At 43.6% G+C, this 19,221-nt stretch carries 16 protein-coding genes; 11 read left to right on the top strand and 5 right to left on the bottom strand.

From position 1 onward, the window contains the following. Positions 1 to 75 precede the first annotated feature (75 nt). Positions 76 to 618 carry an RNA polymerase sigma factor SigZ gene (gene sigZ, locus K0625_RS07655; RefSeq protein WP_220109154.1) on the top strand — a complete coding sequence of 181 codons (543 nt, stop codon included), beginning with the start codon at positions 76 to 78 and terminating at the stop codon, positions 616 to 618. 111 nt (positions 619 to 729) lie between these two features. Here sigZ and K0625_RS07650 read toward each other — a convergent pair whose 3' ends face one another. The 3 genes from K0625_RS07650 to K0625_RS07640 all read right to left on the bottom strand — a co-directional run bounded on the left by K0625_RS07650 (position 730) and on the right by K0625_RS07640 (position 4,411). Beyond that, positions 730 to 2,058, bottom strand: a complete 1,329-nt coding sequence (locus K0625_RS07650; protein WP_220109153.1) for a hypothetical protein — start codon at positions 2,056 to 2,058, stop codon at positions 730 to 732. 320 nt (positions 2,059 to 2,378) lie between these two features. Next, the gene (locus K0625_RS07645; protein ID WP_220109152.1) at positions 2,379 to 3,260 is read right to left on the bottom strand and encodes a hypothetical protein; all 882 of its coding nucleotides are present in this window, start codon (positions 3,258 to 3,260) and stop codon (positions 2,379 to 2,381) included. Between the two features lie 239 nt (positions 3,261 to 3,499). After that, entirely contained in the window at positions 3,500 to 4,411 is a 912-nt protein-coding gene (locus K0625_RS07640; protein WP_220109151.1) for a LysR family transcriptional regulator, read from the bottom strand. Between the two features lie 164 nt (positions 4,412 to 4,575). On the opposite strand from K0625_RS07640, the gene K0625_RS07635 reads away from it, so the two are divergent. Both K0625_RS07635 and K0625_RS07630 read left to right on the top strand, forming a co-directional pair. Beyond that, on the top strand, positions 4,576 to 5,178 hold the full coding sequence (locus K0625_RS07635) for a nitroreductase family protein (protein ID WP_220109150.1): 603 nt from the start codon (positions 4,576 to 4,578) through the stop codon (positions 5,176 to 5,178). A 98-nt stretch (positions 5,179 to 5,276) separates the two neighbouring features. Further along, the gene (locus K0625_RS07630) at positions 5,277 to 5,489 is read left to right on the top strand and encodes a hypothetical protein (RefSeq protein ID WP_220109149.1); all 213 of its coding nucleotides are present in this window, start codon (positions 5,277 to 5,279) and stop codon (positions 5,487 to 5,489) included. A gap of 118 nt (positions 5,490 to 5,607) precedes the next feature. On the opposite strand, the gene K0625_RS07625 is transcribed toward K0625_RS07630, so the two are convergent. Both K0625_RS07625 and K0625_RS07620 read right to left on the bottom strand, forming a co-directional pair. Beyond that, positions 5,608 to 6,507 (bottom strand): EamA family transporter, encoded by a 900-nt coding sequence (locus tag K0625_RS07625; protein WP_220109148.1) that lies wholly within the window; start codon positions 6,505 to 6,507, stop codon positions 5,608 to 5,610. 85 nt (positions 6,508 to 6,592) lie between these two features. Continuing rightward, positions 6,593 to 7,795, bottom strand: a complete 1,203-nt coding sequence (locus K0625_RS07620) for a hypothetical protein (RefSeq protein ID WP_220109147.1) — start codon at positions 7,793 to 7,795, stop codon at positions 6,593 to 6,595. 208 nt (positions 7,796 to 8,003) lie between these two features. Between K0625_RS07620 and K0625_RS07615 the strand changes: the two genes are divergently transcribed. From K0625_RS07615 to K0625_RS07580, 8 genes are all read left to right on the top strand, one after another. Next, positions 8,004 to 10,184 carry a molybdopterin oxidoreductase family protein gene (locus tag K0625_RS07615; protein ID WP_220109146.1) on the top strand — a complete coding sequence of 727 codons (2,181 nt, stop codon included), beginning with the start codon at positions 8,004 to 8,006 and terminating at the stop codon, positions 10,182 to 10,184. 55 nt (positions 10,185 to 10,239) lie between these two features. Then, entirely contained in the window at positions 10,240 to 12,147 is a 1,908-nt protein-coding gene (locus K0625_RS07610; protein ID WP_220109145.1) for a DmsC/YnfH family molybdoenzyme membrane anchor subunit, read from the top strand. A gap of 32 nt (positions 12,148 to 12,179) precedes the next feature. Next, complete coding sequence (locus tag K0625_RS07605; protein ID WP_220109144.1) at positions 12,180 to 12,401, top strand: tautomerase family protein; 222 nt, start codon at positions 12,180 to 12,182, stop codon at positions 12,399 to 12,401. 23 nt (positions 12,402 to 12,424) lie between these two features. Beyond that, positions 12,425 to 13,222, top strand: coding sequence for an enoyl-CoA hydratase/isomerase family protein (locus K0625_RS07600; protein ID WP_220109143.1), 798 nt, complete (start codon positions 12,425 to 12,427; stop codon positions 13,220 to 13,222). 264 nt (positions 13,223 to 13,486) lie between these two features. Beyond that, positions 13,487 to 14,485: a glutathione S-transferase family protein gene (locus tag K0625_RS07595; protein ID WP_220109142.1), complete on the top strand. Its 999-nt coding sequence runs from the start codon at positions 13,487 to 13,489 to the stop codon at positions 14,483 to 14,485. A gap of 411 nt (positions 14,486 to 14,896) precedes the next feature. Then, a complete protein-coding gene (locus K0625_RS07590) occupies positions 14,897 to 16,090 on the top strand; it encodes a hydroxymethylglutaryl-CoA synthase (RefSeq protein WP_220109141.1) in 1,194 nt (397 codons plus the stop codon). A gap of 53 nt (positions 16,091 to 16,143) precedes the next feature. Further along, positions 16,144 to 18,093 (top strand): asparagine synthase (glutamine-hydrolyzing), encoded by a 1,950-nt coding sequence (asnB, locus tag K0625_RS07585; protein ID WP_220109140.1) that lies wholly within the window; start codon positions 16,144 to 16,146, stop codon positions 18,091 to 18,093. After that, on the top strand, positions 18,090 to 19,220 hold the full coding sequence (locus K0625_RS07580) for a flavin-dependent monooxygenase (RefSeq protein ID WP_220109139.1): 1,131 nt from the start codon (positions 18,090 to 18,092) through the stop codon (positions 19,218 to 19,220). Before asnB ends, K0625_RS07580 begins: the two co-directional genes overlap by 4 nt. Position 19,221: the final 1 nt, after the last annotated feature.

Here is a 19,221-nt window from a genome sequence, read left to right as displayed (position 1 = left end):
AGATAGAGGTACTTATGGAGTGCCTCTTCACTCACTTAATCTAATAATTTAAACAGAATTTAAGAACCGCTTGTCATGAATGTAGAAAAAGTATGGTCAGAGTATCAAACTAGCCTTAAGGCCTTCTTACATAAGAATGTGTCTAATATTGACGATGTTGACGATCTACTGCAGGAGATATTAATTAAAACCTACAAAAACTTAGCCACAGTCCATGACAGCAAGAAGATCAAATCTTGGTTATTTCAGATAGCCCATCACACCATTATCGATTTCTATCGACAGCGTGGAAAAGAGAGAGATATTGCCCCAAACGATCTCTGGTACAACAAGCCAGAAAAAGAGATGTTAGAACAGTTATCGCAGTGCATAGCGCCATTTATTAGCCGACTGCCAAAAGAGGACGCTGCGATATTAACTGCTGTAGAGATCGAGGGAACCTCTCAAAAAGCATACGCAGAAAAACTTGGTATTAAATACTCTACGCTGAAATCAAGAGTACAAAAGAGTCGTAAACAGCTTCATTCACTGTTCAATGAATGTTGTGAATTCTCCATCGATAAGCAGGGAAATATCATCGACTTTCAGTCTAAAAAGAGTAACTGCACTAACTGCTAATCATAAAGTAGAAGAAACAGTCCAGCATAGGTGAGCCAATTTGGGACAAAAAAAAGCGGCCTATGCAGCCGCCTTGCATATATTGAATTAACTCTCTTAAGCTCTCTTGAGCTACTGGTTACTACCGTTACTCTTCAACACATCACGAGGAGTGGTGAAATTAGAGGCCTCGGAGTGCTCGTCAGCTTTGGTACAACCTGTTTTGTCATATTCATTATCACAATCCCAGCCCATGGCCATCTCGACCATAAAGGCCTCAAAAGTGCTCCCTGCCAGAGTCATGGCAGCCAACATATCTTCATAGCTAAAGGCATCTTTCGGATCTTTGCCATCATCTACCGAGCCAAAAACATTGGTTTGGAAATAAAGCGGCGCTCCAAACTCAAGCAGTACATCGTAAATGTTGTTGTTCTGCGCGACTTCATCATCTCTTAGGCTATTGTTACCTAACACACAACGATCACCCAATTTGTCACGACAGTGGTTGAAGATATCACGGGTTTTACCGAGCAAAGTCGTAGCATCGCCAGCATCAATTTTACCGCGGCTTTTACCGAGTTCATCGGCAGCATTATTCGCATCTTTTTCTGTCAGATAATACTTTTGATAAAGGTGGCTACCGAAAATACTCGGCGTGCGCTTCCAGGTGTTATTGTGGATATTCACCTGCTTTTCTAGACACGCATAATCCTTAGTATTAGTGTACACATCACTCCCTAACACCGAGTCATCTGTCATTGCAGCAATATTTACCTGGCGGGGATTTTTACCATCAGCATTGCGGATCTCATTGCCGTCAGCATCTTTCTTACGTCCGGTTCGATTCCACATGATCTCTGCATGAACTGTCATACACATGGACGCGGCAACCGCTCCAAACAGCTCATTGTCATCATATTTAGCCGCTAATCCTCTCATTAAGGACAGGTATGCGCCCTGATATTTATCGGTCCAAAATGCCGGCAGCTCATGTTTCTGAGTAGCCTCAAAGCTCTTAAAATACCAATCAATCACTTTAGTAGAGTCTTTTACCCACTGAGGGGAATCGACACCAGCGCGGACTCTCAAGAGTACTTTAAACTTATCCTCTGTCGCTAACTCAGTTAGTTTTTCGTCGTCACCTAGATCTTGGTTGACTCTTACTAATTTGTCATCATTAAAAGTTTTAGCTTGAGCAAGTGCGTTATCAATAAGAGAAAAGTTAAATTTACTATTCAGGTATTCCGCTTTCTCTTCCTCACTTTCTTTTGAATCGTACTGTTGTTGGCTAAATCGACCTGTTTGGAGATCGCTCCATTTTATCTGACAATATCCGCCGTCTACATTTGTTCCTCTAGCAAGGTCACAATAACTGTTACCACCAGGTCCTTTCCCTCGCATGACAGCACCGGAAGGAGGTGTTTTCACCTCACTCGCCGCTGACACCATAGGAATACTCAAAAATGATCCCGTTAAAAGGGTTCCCCCCAAAAAACTTAAACTCAATAATCGCTTTAGTCTCATTGTTATCCTCTTCTTATTATTAATCTCCCTTGTTAAACAACTAGCTCATCCTTTAGCAACCACCACTAGTGTTATTTATAATACAAATAGCACTAATGCATTACACTACACTCATAATGATAACCAAACAAGTTTTAAAATTAAGCTGTAGCTAATGTTCTTAAGGAAGGGAGAAGTATCTAGACGTAGGTAAGTAACAGAGTAAGGTAGAAGTCATTGATTTACTTCTACCTAGTAGCTAATCCAATAATGCAAGACTAACGTTTAAAAGAGAGGCCCCACATCAGCACCTTGCTACCATTGGTGTAATCATCAGTTGCGTTGGCTGAGATACGAATGCGATCGGCATATACCATACGTGGTAGGTTAAACTCCTGTCTTTGATACGATGGTGCGTATATAGGTGCAAACTCAAAACTGCCTACGGTTTCCCACTCACCATGTTTCCATATATCAAAAGTGAATGTGCGTAATCGAGTGCCTTCACCGTTATTATATGAACCTAGACGGAAAGTCTTCATCCCCATTGGCTTTTCAAAGTCCATGTAAAATGACATGGGCAGATTGCCGTGACGTACATCCGCCTGCAAGAACAAGCCTTTACTGGTATCGAAATACTCCTGATTAGTGAAATGCGGCTCTAAATTATCTGAATCGATAAGGAAGCTTGAGTTCAGACCGTTGTGAGTATTATTGCCGCCGACTTGAAACACATCATCAGCGTAATAGGCGATAATATTCTCAAACTGAGGCACCTCTTTGGTCAACAGATCTGTGTAGAGTGAGAAGTCACCTTTCTCACCGTTAGCTCCAAACCAGACACCTTCCCAATATTTGCCATTAACTTGGCCAAAATACCAGTTTCGAGTCTCACCTTGATGGATCTCAAATTGAAACCTAGGTTTGTCACCTGAGCCGATATATTGGCTATTGGTATTTTCAACTCGACCAGAGATCAGCGCGCCCGTTTCCGTTTTCCCGATCACCGTATTCCCCGATAGATCAATATTCAACTTGATCTGTTTTTGGTAGTCAGTTGCACCATCAAGCACCTCATCATAGTGAAGGTAAACCGCTTCTGTCGATGAATAGGCAAAAGGGGAGATTGCACATAGCGTACAAAGTAGAAGTTTTTTCATGGAATATGACCTTAGCTGATAACAATATTGATTAATTATTGGTTTTATTACACTCAGCTCTCAGCAGCTCCCCTTCTCTATTTGAGGCAATAGAGATACACAAAATGAAGTAAACAGGTGAACAGTTTAGGCTCTGAGGCTGGTTGACAATCATCATCCTTAACGGTCGATACAATAACCCACTTACCGTATGGTATTCCTATATTGAGATCACAATATGATTCAAATACCGATTGATATTAAATACCTCTATCCCAATAGGGCTGCTCACCACCTAATCTTTCCAAAATAAAGTCAAGAAAAACCCTAACTTTGGCGGGTAGGTGCTGCCGCTCAGGAAACACAGCATAAAATGTCTGCATAGGGAGTTGGTAGTCGGTTAACAGGGGAATTAGCTTGCCCTCTGCGATATCTTGGCCGACGATAAATGTGGGGATCTTAGCGATACCTAAGCCAGATAGGATAGCCTTTTGCAGCGCTTCACTGTTATTCACCCGATAGTTACCACTGACCTTCACTTTGAGCGGACCCGTATCCATATGAAAGGTCCACTCACTGCCGCCACTAAAATAGGCATAGTTGATACAGTTGTGCCTGCTCAAGTCTGTCGGAATCAATGGTGTACCAAGTTTTTCAAGGTACTCAGGCGCCGCACATATCACACTGCGACATGGCGCTAAACGGCGAGCTATCAGGGTGGAGTCCTGTAAGTTTCCAGCACGAATCGCCAGATCGAATCCCCCCTCCACCAAGTCAACGACTCTATCATCCATCACCATATTCAAGGTGATATCTGGGTACTTGGCTAAAAAGTCGGCCACAAGTGGCGCAATATGCAAGCGGCCAAATGACATGGGGGAGTTTACTTTAAGCTCACCTTTAGGATTTCCTTGCAGTTGAGTGACCGAATCGACCCCTTCTGCCGCGGCGATATAGGATTTCAGCGCATACTCGAAATAGCGCTCTCCCGCCTCTGTCAAACTAAGTTGGCGAGTTGTTCGGTGCAGTAGCTGAACTCCAAGCTTATCCTCTAGCTGCCTGATCCGTTTACTGACCGCCGACTTACTTATCCCTAAGCGTGAAGCGGCTTGAGAAAAACTGCCGCTCTCTATTACAGCCACAAACACAGGTATTGCCGAAAAAGTGTCCATACTTTTACCATTGTCAACTTAAAGTCAACGATGAGTTTCCGACATACCCGCTAATCAGTCAACCTAAAACCTTATAAAGTAAAGCATGAATAACCACTTGATTTATTAGATTGAATCCAAGCCAAAAGCAGTGAGTTAAGTGTTCACTTATTAAGGAGAAAACCATGGAAGTTTTTCAAGCAATTAAACAGCGCAGAGCCGTTAAACACTATCATGCCGATGCCGAAATGCCTGCAGAGGATTTTGATAAAATTATGTCAGCGGTGATCTTGTCACCAACATCCTACAATATCCAGCACTGGCGTTTTGTTCGCGTTACAGACAAGAACCAACGCGATAAAGTAAAAAGTGCCGCATGGGGACAAGCTCAAGTAGCCGATGCGTCCGAATTAGTCGTTTTATGTGCTGACATTAACGCGTGGAATGATAGGCCAGAGCGCTATGTCATCAACAGTCCTCAAGAAACCCAAGATATGCTACTGCCCATGATGGATGCCTTTTACAACGGCAAAGAGCAGATCCAGCGAGATGAAGCGATGCGCTCTTGCGGAATCGCTGCGCAGACCATGATGTTAGCAGCTAAAGAGCTAGGCTATGATACCTGTCCTATGGTGGGGTTTGACAGAGAGGAGTTGGCTCGACTCATTCGTCTGCCACAAGGCTATGTGATTGCCATGATGATCGCCATAGGAACGGCAGAGAAGTCGGCTCACCCTCGCGGCGGGCAATTACCACTAAGCGAAGTACTCGCTGAAAACTATTTTTAAAGAGGTATTATACCAATCAGTATAAGAAGTTGATCTACTCAGAGTGTCTTTTGGCAAACTAATTCAAGGCGAATGGATGATAGAATGGTTATTCCCTTATGAGTTCATTCAACGCAGAAGTAGGCAGCCAAAAACACTCCTTACAGGCGAGTTTTAGCGGTTCTGATGCTGTGACTTTTTATAAACAAAGAGTGAGCTTAACCCTAGTTTCACTATGCTCTTCACTCGTTGCAAACCACATGGATGTGGTGAATGTCATTAATGCAGGAGCAATTAAAGACCTTGCCTCAGGACCGCTAAACTCTCGCTGAGCGATCAAATCTTTATACTGATTGGTATTAGTTTATCGCCGGTTTCACAACCGGCTTTTTTATCATCTAAAAGCTGCAACGCACTCAAATCTAAACTATAAACATGACGTACCAAGGACTAGTTCTGGGTATATAAGAGCTTATATTTACTGTAATAAAATACACCAATAAAGATAAATAGCGAGCCGATAAAGGTGTAGATAGAGTAACTGTCTCCATAAAAAACGTAACCTAAAACCCCACCAAATAAAGTCACAATACTTCCTGTTTGCCCAATAAATACCGGTCCTACACTCTTTTGCAAAGAGAATAATAGAAACTGTCCTGAGCCAGAAAGCAACATCAATATAATCAGCAAGAGCGTCACATTGAGTTTCTCACTTGATGCGATATCAAACCTTGGCGCTAAGATAAATATCAAAAATAGGTAAGTGATAGCTGAAAACAGATTAGTTAAGAGCGCAACATGGAGCACAGGTAAACCTGTCGGCCACTTTACCGAACGGTAAACATTGGCAATCCCGATGGAGATAGGTGATAGGGACAACAAAATTATCCAGCTCCAAGAACCTGAAAAATCAAGGATATACTCAGAGCGAAACAGATAAGCAAACGTTCCAACAACCAAGATCAACAAAAATAGCAGGCCTTTAATGTTAAAAGGCTCTAGCCCCATCTTTAATGAGATCAGATAAGTCACGATTAATGGTAGCGCATAGGAGAGTGATGCTATTCCGACCCCAACATGATTAACTGAAGAAAACACAATGAGTTGCGGTATGGTAAACCCCAACAAGGAGGCGATCACAAAAAAAGAGAAATGCCTTTTCACTAACGTTAACTTGACCCCTTTAAAGGCGCCAGTAGATATAAGATAGAGAGCACTGCCCGACGCCTGAAAAAATGACACGTATATCGGGTGTACTCCCGCATCAATCACCGATTTAGCAATCAATACAACAAGGGCTAAAAATAGCCCCATTAACCACAACTTCATATTGCTATTAATTGATGACATAAGCCCTCACTTTATGATTAGAAGCTTTTGCTTAAAAGCAAAAATGGCTACCCACTAAGGTAGCCATTGATTAAGAGTGAACAATTTACTCTTCACGCTGCGCATGGCGCAGAGACCACATAAAGTCCAACTCCATGTAGGTGACCTCTTCCCCATTTTCATCGAGGAATAACTCAGGTGAAGGCACACCGACATAACCCATAGGTAACCCCTCCTCATTGACTCCAGGGTTTAGACCGATAGGGAAATGGCCATCATTAGACTCCCCTTTCACTGCCAATGCATGGCAGGTCATACATGACATAGAGCCTTGATCAAAGTCGCCCTCAATTTTCGAGTTAGGCAAAATTGTAGGCTTGCCTCGATTGTCGACCCAATCAATCTGACTGCCACGTAAACGGTAGTTTTCCCAGCGGGTTCCCTCAATCCCAAGACCTTCTGGTACTTGATTACAGGCAAGGTTATCAGCTGGGCAAGCGGCGCTATCAGATGAAGGGATCTCATCCCAACCTCTAAATGCCTCTGGGTATACCGAAGGCCAGCGAGTTTCATTATCCACATGCTCAAATGTAGACCAGTGCCATTTAGGCATGTCACGGGTCATGATATGCAAACCTGCCAAGCCCCAGATCTCAGTGACACCTTCACTCTCTGTCTCGACCCAGTGGTATCTAGGTTTATCGGCTTCATCGATCCGTACCCAGTTTGCTTTAGCCTCTTTTGCCTTCAAAGGAAAAACCAGTGACTTGACCCCCTGTGCAACTAAACGCTCCTGCTCATCTCGGCTGTAAAGCTTGTTTTTACGCACATGATTGTACGCAGCTCTGTTTAAGCGGGTATCTTCATCTGCCAAAGTGGTATAACGAGGATCTGTTGGGCGATCGAACAGCTCAGCATCAGTTGCAGTACGGCACGCTTCACGCCATGACTTAGGCTCTTGTGCATTAGGCAGGAAAGTTTGCTCAACTTCACGCCATAACTGCCAAGTCGAATATCCCTGTGCACCAAACTCTTTATCTTGATCTGCTCGGCAGTTATCCCTATTGCCAGGCCAGTTCATGGCAATAAACAGGCGCCATGCATAGAGATCTGGGTTATTCATCGCCATCTTTGTATCTTGGGGCTCTTTCCAAAGCGCTCGATACTTATATCCCTGTTTATCACTTATGCTATCTATAATACCGAATTGCTCACCTTGCTCTACGTCTTCAACCACAGCTGTAGCATTAAATGAGCACACACTCGATAAAGTTAAAGTCAGTGGCATCAAGAGTTTATTTAACTTCATTATTATCTTCCTTAATTAATTTAAAACGAACTCAAAATTTCTCAATTTATAATCGTGAAACTGACATTATTATTATCTTTAACAGCTCATTGCGTCTTACATAAAAAATTAATAGGTACAACTCAAAAAAATCATTTTTCTGTTTTTCACGACTCTTTTATCTTGCTCACTCTTATTAATATCAATTTTTAATTTAGTTGGCGGATCTATGCTCTTTGGCAGAAAAAACATTAAGCCTATCGTTATTCCGGAAAAGAGAGTTGCACACTGGTCTTACGCTACCTGCGCTTACTGCTCAACAGGGTGCTCAATTGAACTTGGTCTGGACAGTTCAGGAAAAGTCATCACCAGCCGAGGCAACGCCAAAGCCGATGTAAACCGAGGAAAGCTTTGCATCAAGGGGCTGCTTGAGCATGAGCTGTTTGATTCCAAAGGTCGCGGTAGTGAGCCGCTAATTCGCCAGCATCATCATGAGCCTTTCGCGCCAGCATCTTGGCAACAAGCCATGGATAAAACTGCCACAGCAATCAAAACAATTCAGGAGAAACATGGACGAGATGCTTTTGCCGTGGTCTCGACAGGTCAACTGCTAACAGAGGAGTTTTACACTTTAGGCAAGCTAGTTCGGGGCTGTATCGGCACCAATAACTACGACGGTAATACCACGCTGTGCATGGCCTCTGCCGTATCCGGTTATAAACGCTCTTTTGGCTCCGATGGAGCACCCGGTTGTTATGATGACTTTGATAAAACCGACTGCTTGATGGCGTTTGGCTCTAACTTACCGGAGCAACACCCAGTTATTTATTGGCGCCTAAAAGAGGCCCGCGAAAAACGTCCATTTCCATTGATTGTGGTCGATCCACGGGTCACCATGTTCGCCCAGATGGCCGACATTCATTTAGCTGTCACCCCTGGTACAGATTGCGTATTAATCAATGCCATGATGTATGTGATTTTTGATGAAAACCTAGCAGATACTGCATTTATCGAACAACACACCAAAGGCTTATCTGAGCTCACCAAAATCATTGAGGACTATAACCCGAAATTAGCCCAAAAAGTCTGTGGTATCGATGAGGACACCATACGCAGTGTCGCGCGGCTTTATGCCAAAGCAGCAACCGCCATGAGTATTTGGACCATGGGAATTAATCAAAGCACCCACGGCTCTGATGGGGTCGTAAATATTAACAACCTTAACCTCATCACCGGCAATATTGGTAAACCCGGTGGGACCAGCTTGTCGATCACAGGCCAGTGTAACGCCATGGGCACTCGGGAGTGGTCCTCCTGCTCAGGCCTCCCTGGCTATCGAGCATTAGAGAACCCCGAACACCGCCAGCAAGTTGCAGATTTTTGGGGCATCACCCCAGACTTTTTCCCAGAAAAAAGGGGCTTAACCGAAACGGATATCTTCCCAGCAATAGAAACAGGCGAAATAAAAGGGCTTTGGCTCGTCGCCACTAACCCAATGACATCAATGCCGAACACCTCCCGTATCCGCAAAGCGCTGGAGAAACTGGACTTTCTGGTTGTGCAGGATAGCTACAGCGATGTGGAAACCAATCAATATGCCCATGTGTATCTCCCTGCCGCTATCTGGGCAGAGAAAGAGGGCTGCTTTACCAATACCGAGCGCCGAATCAACCTCACCCGAAAATCTGTTCCCAACTATGCTAACTCTCAATCGGATTTTTGGATCTTTACCCAGATGGCAAAATATTTTGACCACGGCAGTAAGATCCCTTTTCCACCATCCCCAGAGCTGGCGTTTGATGAGATGAAAGCCCTATCTAAGGGGAGTGAGCGTTTATTGGATATCTCAGGCATGAGCTATGACAAGATTGAACAAGCAACTGGGATTCAATGGCCCTGCAGAGAGGGAGAAACAGGTCAAGCTAGGCTTTACACAGATGGTCATTTTCCAACTGCTGATGGGAAAGCCAATCTCATTGGCGTTAGTTTTTTCGACAATAATGAGAAACCAGATAAACGCTACCCTTTCTGGCTCAATAGCGGTCGAGTGGTAGAGCATTTTCATACTCGCACTCGCACAGGAAAGATCGGCAACTGTAATAAATTTAGTCCTATCCCCTACATGGAGATGAACCCAGATGCAGCCAAAAAACTAGGAGTGAAACATCAAGAGTATGTGCGCTTGATATCGAGACGCAGCGATGCTGTAGCCATGGTGCAACTCACACACAGGGTTGCACCGGATATGGTATTCGTCCCCTTTCATTTTTTTGATTGCGTGAACCGTTTAACCTTAGGCCTACTCGATCCCCACTCTCGACAACCCGCCTTTAAACAGTGTGCGGTGCGCATCGTACCTGTCGATCAACAAGAAGCCGAGCAGTTAAGCCTTAAACGTCGACACTTCTAATTCAATACTTTGACCCTACACAAGGGGAACGATGACAAAATTCAGGGATGACATTATGAGTTCAAAAGCAGAAGTAAGCTTAACGAGTCCACAAAAAGATAAGCAGAAAACAGAGGGGTTAGGCGTCTCGGTGTGGGAGGTTCGACCCGGCGAGCGGGACTATGCCAAGCTATCAGATGCACCAGCAAAAGAGACAAACCGCTACGGTAAACGAATTGATCTCATCGATATCACTCATGCAAACACCTCGCCCAACCGTTCCATGAATATCAATGGAAAAAACAGGGTGGGCGACAACCCTAACCGCAATAAGCAGCACGGTTTTTTCTTCAATGCCGATAACTGTATCGGCTGCCATGCCTGTGAATCGGCTTGCAGCGAAAAAAATAACAATCCAGCTCACCTCGCCTTTCGCTCCGTGGGCTATGTTGAGGGTGGCAGTTACCCTGATTACAAGCGCATGAACATCTCCATGGCCTGCAACCATTGTGACGACCCTGTATGTTTAAAAGGTTGTCCCACTGGAGCCTACACTAAACACGCCGAATATGGCGCCGTTCTGCAAGACCCAGAAACCTGTTTTGGCTGCGGTTACTGCACTTGGGTATGCCCCTATAACGCACCTCAACTTGATCCAGTAAAAGGCCAAGTATCTAAGTGCAACATGTGTGTAGATCGCCTTGAAGAGGGGCTTAAGCCAGCTTGTGTTTCCGCCTGCCTAGGTAATGCATTAGATTTTGGCGTTATCGAAAACACGCCTCAAAATAGAGAGCAAGCCAAAACCCAGATCCCGGGCTTTCCATCACCTGAGATAACCCAGCCAAATATCAGGTTCCAACAAACAAAATCACTGCCGGATCAGATGGTTCGTACCGATTCAAGCCCAATAAAATATGAGAAACAAAACGGCAGCGAATTTACCTCCACTGTCGATGAAAAAACCGATAAAACACGTCTTTGGAGTTTAAGTAAACTGAGTTCCAGAGAGAATCCACTGGTTATTTTTACCTTAAGTACTCAAGCTGTTATTGGCGCTTTTTTAATACTACTTCTAGGCTCATACCTTGAAATTGACAGCTTTGTCTCAATCAAATCCAGTGCACTCTATCTACCAAGTTTACTGGCTTTATCCGTTATTCAGATGACAGTGTTATTTCTATCAACACTACACTTAGGTAAACCACTGCGTTTTTACCGTGGCTTTAATAACTTAAGATACTCTCCCCTGAGCCGAGAAGCCTTTGCCATCGCCATTTTTTTTGGCTGCCTATCAAGCTTTACCTTGCTCTCTTTTATTGAGCTTTGGCTCTCCCATCAATGGCTGAGTTATCTGATAAATGCTAGTGCAGGTATCGCCATTGTAAGTGGGCTGATAGGCGTCTACTTCATGCACTGTATCTACCGCATTGAAGCGCGACCTTTTTGGAATCATTGGCAGGTATTGAGCTCATTTTTCGCTAGCCTATTGAGTTTAGGTGCAGGATTATTCGCAATCTTCGCCATACCAGCAATACTCCTCGCAGGAGATGACATCTCACAAATTATCAAAATCGCAGCCTCATTGACTTTACTGGGAGTGATTGGCGAAGGTCTAGGTTTAATCTTCCACGCTCGCTACCTAAACCAAGACAGTGGTGAGGGCGCTGCCGCCCACTATATCCAGAAGACCCTATTTGGTAAAAGCTATCTGGCGCGTAACGCGCTAATGGTATTAGCCTGTTTTCTCTCAATTCTTATTATCTTCACGACCAATAACTCCACGCAATCTTTAGTGCTAGCAGGGCTGCTGATATGCACTGTGTTCATCTATGCCACCGTAGGGAGAGCCCTCTTCTATGTGTTGGTCATACCCACAACTATGCCCGGTGCGTTTTTTTGGAAAAATAAACGTTTTGAACAGCACGCCCGTGATATCGGACTCACGGATATGCCCCAATGCGGCGTCGTTGCCAACACCCATTAATCACTAAATAAACAATATATTAAGGAGAGCAGATGCCACACATTAATATCAAACATTTTCCAGGAGTCACTCAACAGCAAGAGGTAAATTTAGTAAAGGGGATAACCGCACTGCTCTGTGACACATTGCACTGCGAAGCGGGTGCCGTTTCCATCGCTATGCAAGCTATCTCTCCAGAGCAGTGGCAAGAGAAAGTGGTACAAAAAGAGATCGAACCAGCAGCAGAGCGACTCGTTAAGAAGCCCAATTACTAAACCTGTATCAGTAGGAAGCAAAGATGGAAAACAGCAAAGAGAAAGTGTTACTTCAAATCAAAGGCAAGCAGATAGCTTATGTGATCTTAAATAATCCAGATAAACATAACGCCTTTGATGACAGTATGATCACCACGCTCACCAACATTTTTAATGAGATAGCCCTTAATCAAGAACTCCGGGCCATGGTGCTCATGGCAAAAGGGAAAAGCTTCTGTGCTGGCGCCGATCTTAACTGGATGAAAAGCATGGCCGATTACTCCTATCAGGAAAATGTCACGGATGCTAACGCAATGGCCCAAATGCTTAAGACCCTGAATACTCTCCCTCTTCCCACCATCGCCCAAATTCAGGGCCCAGCATTTGGCGGAGGTGTAGGTCTTGCCAGTTGCTGCGATATGGTCTTTGCCACAAAACGAACTAGTTTTTGCCTGAGTGAAGTCAAGTTAGGCTTGATACCAGCAACTATAAGCCCCTATGTAATCAATGCTATAGGCATGAATGCCTGTCGTCGATATTTCCAAACAGCAGAGCGTTTTTCTGCTCAAAAAGCTAAAGAGTTAGGCCTAGTCGACGAGGTTATAGAGCAAGATGAGCTAGAGCTTACGGTCAGCAGTGTCATCCAAAATCTGCTTAAGAATGGTCCAGAGGCTGTTCGGCAATCAAAGCAGTTAATTTTTGATGTCATGGGAAGAGAGATAAATTCACAGCTACTGACACAAACGAGCGAGTCAATTGCTGCAATCAGGGTTTCTTCTCAAGGGCAGGAGGGTCTTAATGCCTTTTTCTCACAAAGAGATCCAAATTGGATAATAAACTAAAACACAGATCTCTACTACACAGTAACTTTCAACCTACCTTCTAACTTAATAATAAGATAAAGATCGAGAGTCAATAACCCAATTTGGTATTTAAAAACATGAGTTTCCCAAAGTATATTTCTTTTGTTAAAAATCCAATGGGGAGCGACTATTAACTTCAGATTAATAATCAATTTCATTTATGACTAATTATTATTTCAAATCTAACATGTAAACTATCCATATAGTTGTTAAATAATTAAAGACACTGACAAGGATCGAGTCATGAATAAAGAGCTAATAAATGGTGTTCTTAAGCAAGTAAAGCAAAGTGAAAGAAAGGCAATTAATAGCTCTGAGAGTGAATTCCGTAATTGGATAGTCAAGGATGACACAGGATTATTTAAAGCACAGCCTGGGCGCTACCACCTATTTATCTCTCCCGCATGCCCTTGGTCTCATCGCGTCATGCTAATGAGAAAGCTTAAAGGGTTACAAGATATCATCTCTGTCACCCAACTTGATGCCATTAAAGGGGAAAATGGTTGGAGATTTGAACATCACAGTCTACCCGAATGGTTAGAGGTTTCTGGTGAGCATTTTTTATATGAACTCTACCTGCAAGCGGATCCACAATATACAGGGAAAGTTTCAGTCCCCGTGTTATGGGATAAGGAGCGTGAAACCATTGTCAGTAATGACTCTGCGGATATTATGCGCATGTTTAATAACGTGTTCGCTAGTTACAGTAAGGGGGATTATGATTACAGTCCACCGAGTCGTCAGCCAGACATAAACAGAATCAATCAATATATCCATAAACACATCACTAACAGTATCTACCAAGCTGGTTTTGCGACAGCACAAGCCGAGTATGATGATGCTATCAATAAGGTTTTTAAGGCATTTGATGAGCTAAATCATCGCCTATCTCTGCATCGTTACTTAGTGGGTAATACATTAACAGAAGCGGATCTGAACTTTTTTACCACTCTGATCCGATTCGATGTGGTCTATTTTGTTCACTTTAAAGTCTGTCGCCATCGAGTCTCTGACTATGTGCATCTAAAGGAGTATCTGCGTGATCTTTACCAAACCCCAGCCATAGCCGAAACCGTTGATATGGAGCATATCAAGCGCCATTACTACCGTAGTCACAAGCAACTAAACCCTAATGGTATCATTCCATCTGGTCCCAGCGTTGACCTGACCTCTCCTCACTTAAGGGATTATATGGGCATCAATAACGTTGAAGATTATTTAATAAAAGATGAAGCTTTTTAATCATGTTCCCTTTAATAAACAAGATAAATGATCAAATTATGAACTAACAGCTAGATATAAAGCTGCTAGTTCATAACTTAACCATATTAATACTGTCATAATAAAATCCCCTCTTTATGTTATAGAGTGAAGACTACACAGCATCAAATTCCACCTGAATCACAAACCTAATATAAAGCTACAAAAATATTCATTATGATTTTTTGTTTCGATATATTTTTCATTTACCGTTCCTTGCGTTAAGCGACTGTATATCAACCTTAAAGATTACGTATGAATTATTTGAATTGAAAAAACAAGATTAATTCATTATCTCTCTAAATAAATTCTTTTTAGAATCTTTTCCTAACTCGCTAGCCGGTATTTCATTGCTAGTTGATTTTAATTTGACTCATGAAAAAGGAATTAATAATGAATGTTGGAATCGATAGTATCAGTCTCTGTGTTCCTGAAAGTTTTTACCCATTAACCGATTTAGCGGAAAAACACGGTATAGACCCCAATAAATATCTATACGGTTTAGGCCAAGAGAAGATGTCGGTCCCATCACCAGATGAAGATATAGTGACATTGGCAGCAGGAGCTGCAAACCCCATTTTGACCGATGATGTAAGAGCATCTATCTCTACCGTGATTCTAGCCACCGAAAGTGGCATCGACCAATCAAAATCAGCAGGGCTTTTTGTCCATGGATTGCTTGGCATTAAGTCAAACTGCCGAGTCATTGAGTTTAAACAGGCCTGCTATGGCGCCACTGCAGCATTACAAATGGCAACTGACATGGTACGCCAGCGCCCCGATGAGAAGATCCTCATTATCGCCTCCGATATCGCCCGCTATGAACAGGACTCGCTCGGTGAGTGCACTCAAGGAGCTGGTGCGTTAGCCATGGTAATAAGTGCAAACCCACGATTGCTAAACCTGCACCATGCTCATGGCACGCACAGCTTCGATGTGATGGATTTCTGGCGCCCTAATGGTCACAAAGCCGCTCAGGTAGATGGCCATCTGTCCATTGAAGTCTACTTAGAATCGATGCGCCAAGCTTGGAGCAATTATAAAGATAATGGTGGCCATCAACTGAGCGAGCTGCCTTGGTTATGCTTCCACCAGCCATTCACAAAGATGTCAAAGAAAGCCTTTACAGCCTTGAAAGAGAGCGAACCTCAGCAAGGGGCTGAATTAACCGATCTCAGCTATGAACATAGCCTGCTTTACGGTCGCCAAATTGGCAATACTTACACGGCATCACTCTACATCGGCCTGCTCTCTTTGCTAGAAAATAACCCACAAGATTTAACCGAGCAAAACATTGGCCTATTCAGTTATGGCTCAGGCTCGGTGGGTGAATTCTTTAGCGCTCAAGTCGTTCCTGGGTATCGTCAACATCTAAGAGTCAAGGAGCATCAGGAGATGCTTAGCAATCGTCAAGCATTAAGCCATGAGAAATACACAAGCTGGTTCTATCAATCATTGGCAGATCATGAAAATCAGGTAATGCCTAAATTCAGTAACCGCGAATTTCGCCTTGAAAAGGTGGATGGATTCAGACGTGTCTATGGTGTGAATACCCCTGAGTCAAATGAACTCAAAAAAGTCTCTTAATTAATAACTACTGACATTCAACGTTAACGACAGCATTTAGAAAGGAAGCAAGTATGTGCGGATTTATTGGTATCTATAAAACTGGTGACAACTCGGTGATCCACCGCTCTGCATTAACGCAAAGCTTAATTGAGATAAACCACAGAGGTCCAGATGAAAATAATATCTGGATGGACGAAAAAGGGCGAGCTGCGCTCGGTCATGCTCGCCTAAGTATTATCGGATTAGACAATGGCTTACAACCAATTAGTGCCGATAATGGTCAACTGCAAATAGTGGTGAATGGCGAGTTTTACGAGTTTGAAAAAATTCGTAGTGAACTACAGGCAAAGGGTTACCAATTTAGCACCAACTCCGACAGTGAGATCGCACTGCATTTATATAGAGAGTATGGCATTCCTGGACTGGAACGTCTTCGAGGAGAGTTCTCTCTTGTACTCTATAACGGTCATCACAACACTATGGTATTGATGAGAGATCGCATGGGAATAAAACCCCTCTACTACGCCCAGCATGATGGCGCCATTTATGTTGGCTCTGAAATTAAAGCCATCTTAGCCGCCGGTGTACCAGCGATATGGGATGAAGACTCCTACACCAGCCGAGGCTTTTATCTACGCGATCGCTCCCTATTTAAAGGCATCAATAGCGTCCCACCAGGACATCAGCTATTTATTACCCCAGGTGGTATCAAGCAAAACTGTTACTGGGATATCGAATATAACAGTGCTGAAGAGCTGCAAAATAATCACTTTAACGAAGAGGAGTTAGTGGCTCAGGTCCATGACGCGATTGAAGAGTCTGTGTCACTGCGCCTGCGCTCTGATGTACCTATGGGCGTGTACCTCTCAGGTGGTATCGATTCATCGGCAATGTTAGGGATGGCAAGCCAACTATCCGGTACTAAGATGGATGCCTTTAACCTATCTTTTACCGATATGAATGACTACGATGAGAATCGTTTTGCACGTCTGGCAGCAGAGCATAGCGGCGCTAGATTTCATACCATTCCCGTCACCCAAGACGATCTAGCAGATAATTTCACCCAGGCTTTATGGCATAACGAAACCCCCTTCTTTAATGCCCATGGAGTGGCTAAATATATGCTTAGCGGCTCAGTTCGAGATGCCGGATTTAAAACGGTATTGACCGGAGAGGGAGCCGATGAGGTGTTTGCTGGCTACCCACATTTTCGCCGTGACATGATCTTGTTTAACAATCAAAACCAAGATGCTGGGCTTATTAGTTCATTAACAAAAAAATTGGAAGAGAGTGAGTCTGGTTACTCAAGACCGGATATGCCTGAAGATATCAACTGGATGCTAAAACAGTTGGGACACGGAGTTTCTTGGCTAGACAATCAGGCGGGTTGGTTTAAAGCATTGGAGAAGATGTATAACGCCAGTACACGGCAGAAATTCTCTAATGTGGCTCCCTATCAACAGTTTTATAATCAATTAGATCATAGACGTATAGAGGGCCTCGATCCCGTTCATCGCTCCATGTACCTATGGGCTAAATCTTATCTGCCTAATTTTGTACTCACCACCTTAGGTGATCGAATGGAGATGGCGAACAGCATTGAAGGCCGTGTGCCACTGCTAGATCATAAGCTCGTAGAGCTAGCTGCCCGCATGCCAGTATCGGTCAAGGTCAAAGGCTCAACAGAGAAACATATCTTCCGTGAAGCGATGAAGCCCTACCTGCCAGAAGATCTGTACAAACGTAAGAAACATTATTTTAGAGCACCACCAGCAACCTTGATGCAAAAGGGAAGACTGTATCAACTTGTCAGGGATACCTTATCTAGCCAGGAGTTGGAGAAGCTTCCCTTCTTTGAAGCCACAAAAGTACGCAGCTTACTCGATAACTTGCCTCAAATGACTCGTCACCAGCAGGCGTTAATCGATCCTATGTTGATGGAACTAACCAGCTTATGTTTATTACAGAAGCAGTTCTCTATCGGCACCGAAGCTAAACTGCATAGCAAGGTTGCAGCATGAATATAGGGATTTTTGGAGCTAGCATCAATGGCTTAGCCTGCGCATTAATGCTAAGGCAGTGTGGCTTAAATATCGAAGTTTTTGAGTCTAGCCCCTCCCTAATAGAAACAGATGAAGTGTCATTAGGGGCACTCATCTGGCCTCAGGGAGTCGATGTATTACGCACAATCTTAAGCCACGATCAGCTGCTTAATGTGGGTAACCCGATAAATGGTATGGAGGTGCACAACGCTAGCGGCGAGCATATCCTTCAGCTTTCCAATGAAAACACTGAGTCTGCACAAAGCGCACTCTCCTTTGCTTTTGAGCATCAAGGTCTATTGCAACTGATGGCGAACACGTTAGGAGATAAGCAGATACACTGTGGGATGAGTTGCACAAATATCACTCAGATAAATAACAAGAGTATAGTGCACTTTGATAACGGCAGCACTCAAGCTTTCGATCTGGTGATCAACGCAGATAATTTACCTTCCGCTTTAGATAGATTGACTTCAAATGAAACACCAAGTGACACCTGCATGGCGATGTACAGCGGCGTCACCTGTTTTGATGACGGGCTTTTATCCGATGATACTAGCCAGATGTTTCTCTGTGAAAATGCAAGATTACTCACCCATTGTATCAATAAAGTCAGTAAGCAACGCTATTGGTCTGTGCTCTACCTTCATGGCAATGAAGCGCTATGGCAAAAATCAGATCTGCAAGAGAGGCTGCAAGATCTGCCAGAGCCTGTGCTCGCAATGATAAAAAACACCCAGATAAAACATACCAAGCGAAAAGTGCTCACAAGCCAGCCAAGAGGCACCTCTTGGTTCTCTGGGTTAAATCTATCCTTAGGTATGAAATTAAAAGGTGAGCTAAGCCAGTTTGGGTTCGGCATCACAACGGCGCTTGAAAATGCCTTCACCCTGTCTCATCAACTCCTTAACTGTGACAAACAAACCTTGCCTCAGGTATTAACCCGCTATCAAGAGAGGGCCAATACTAATCTCAACATTTTACAAGCTGAGATGAGTGAGGTGGTCAATATCTTTTATCAAGGTGCAGAATACTCTAACTATCAAGAATTTAAGCTTAAACGCCCCCTTGGTTATCAGGCAGTACCTTTAAAAAGTTCAGCTTAGG

The sequence above is a fragment of the Shewanella nanhaiensis genome, from assembly GCF_019457885.1.
Taxonomy (GTDB): Bacteria; Pseudomonadota; Gammaproteobacteria; order Enterobacterales; family Shewanellaceae; genus Shewanella; species Shewanella nanhaiensis.
Note: the sequence above shows the minus strand (reverse complement) of the source record. Positions and strands in the feature narration are given on the sequence as shown.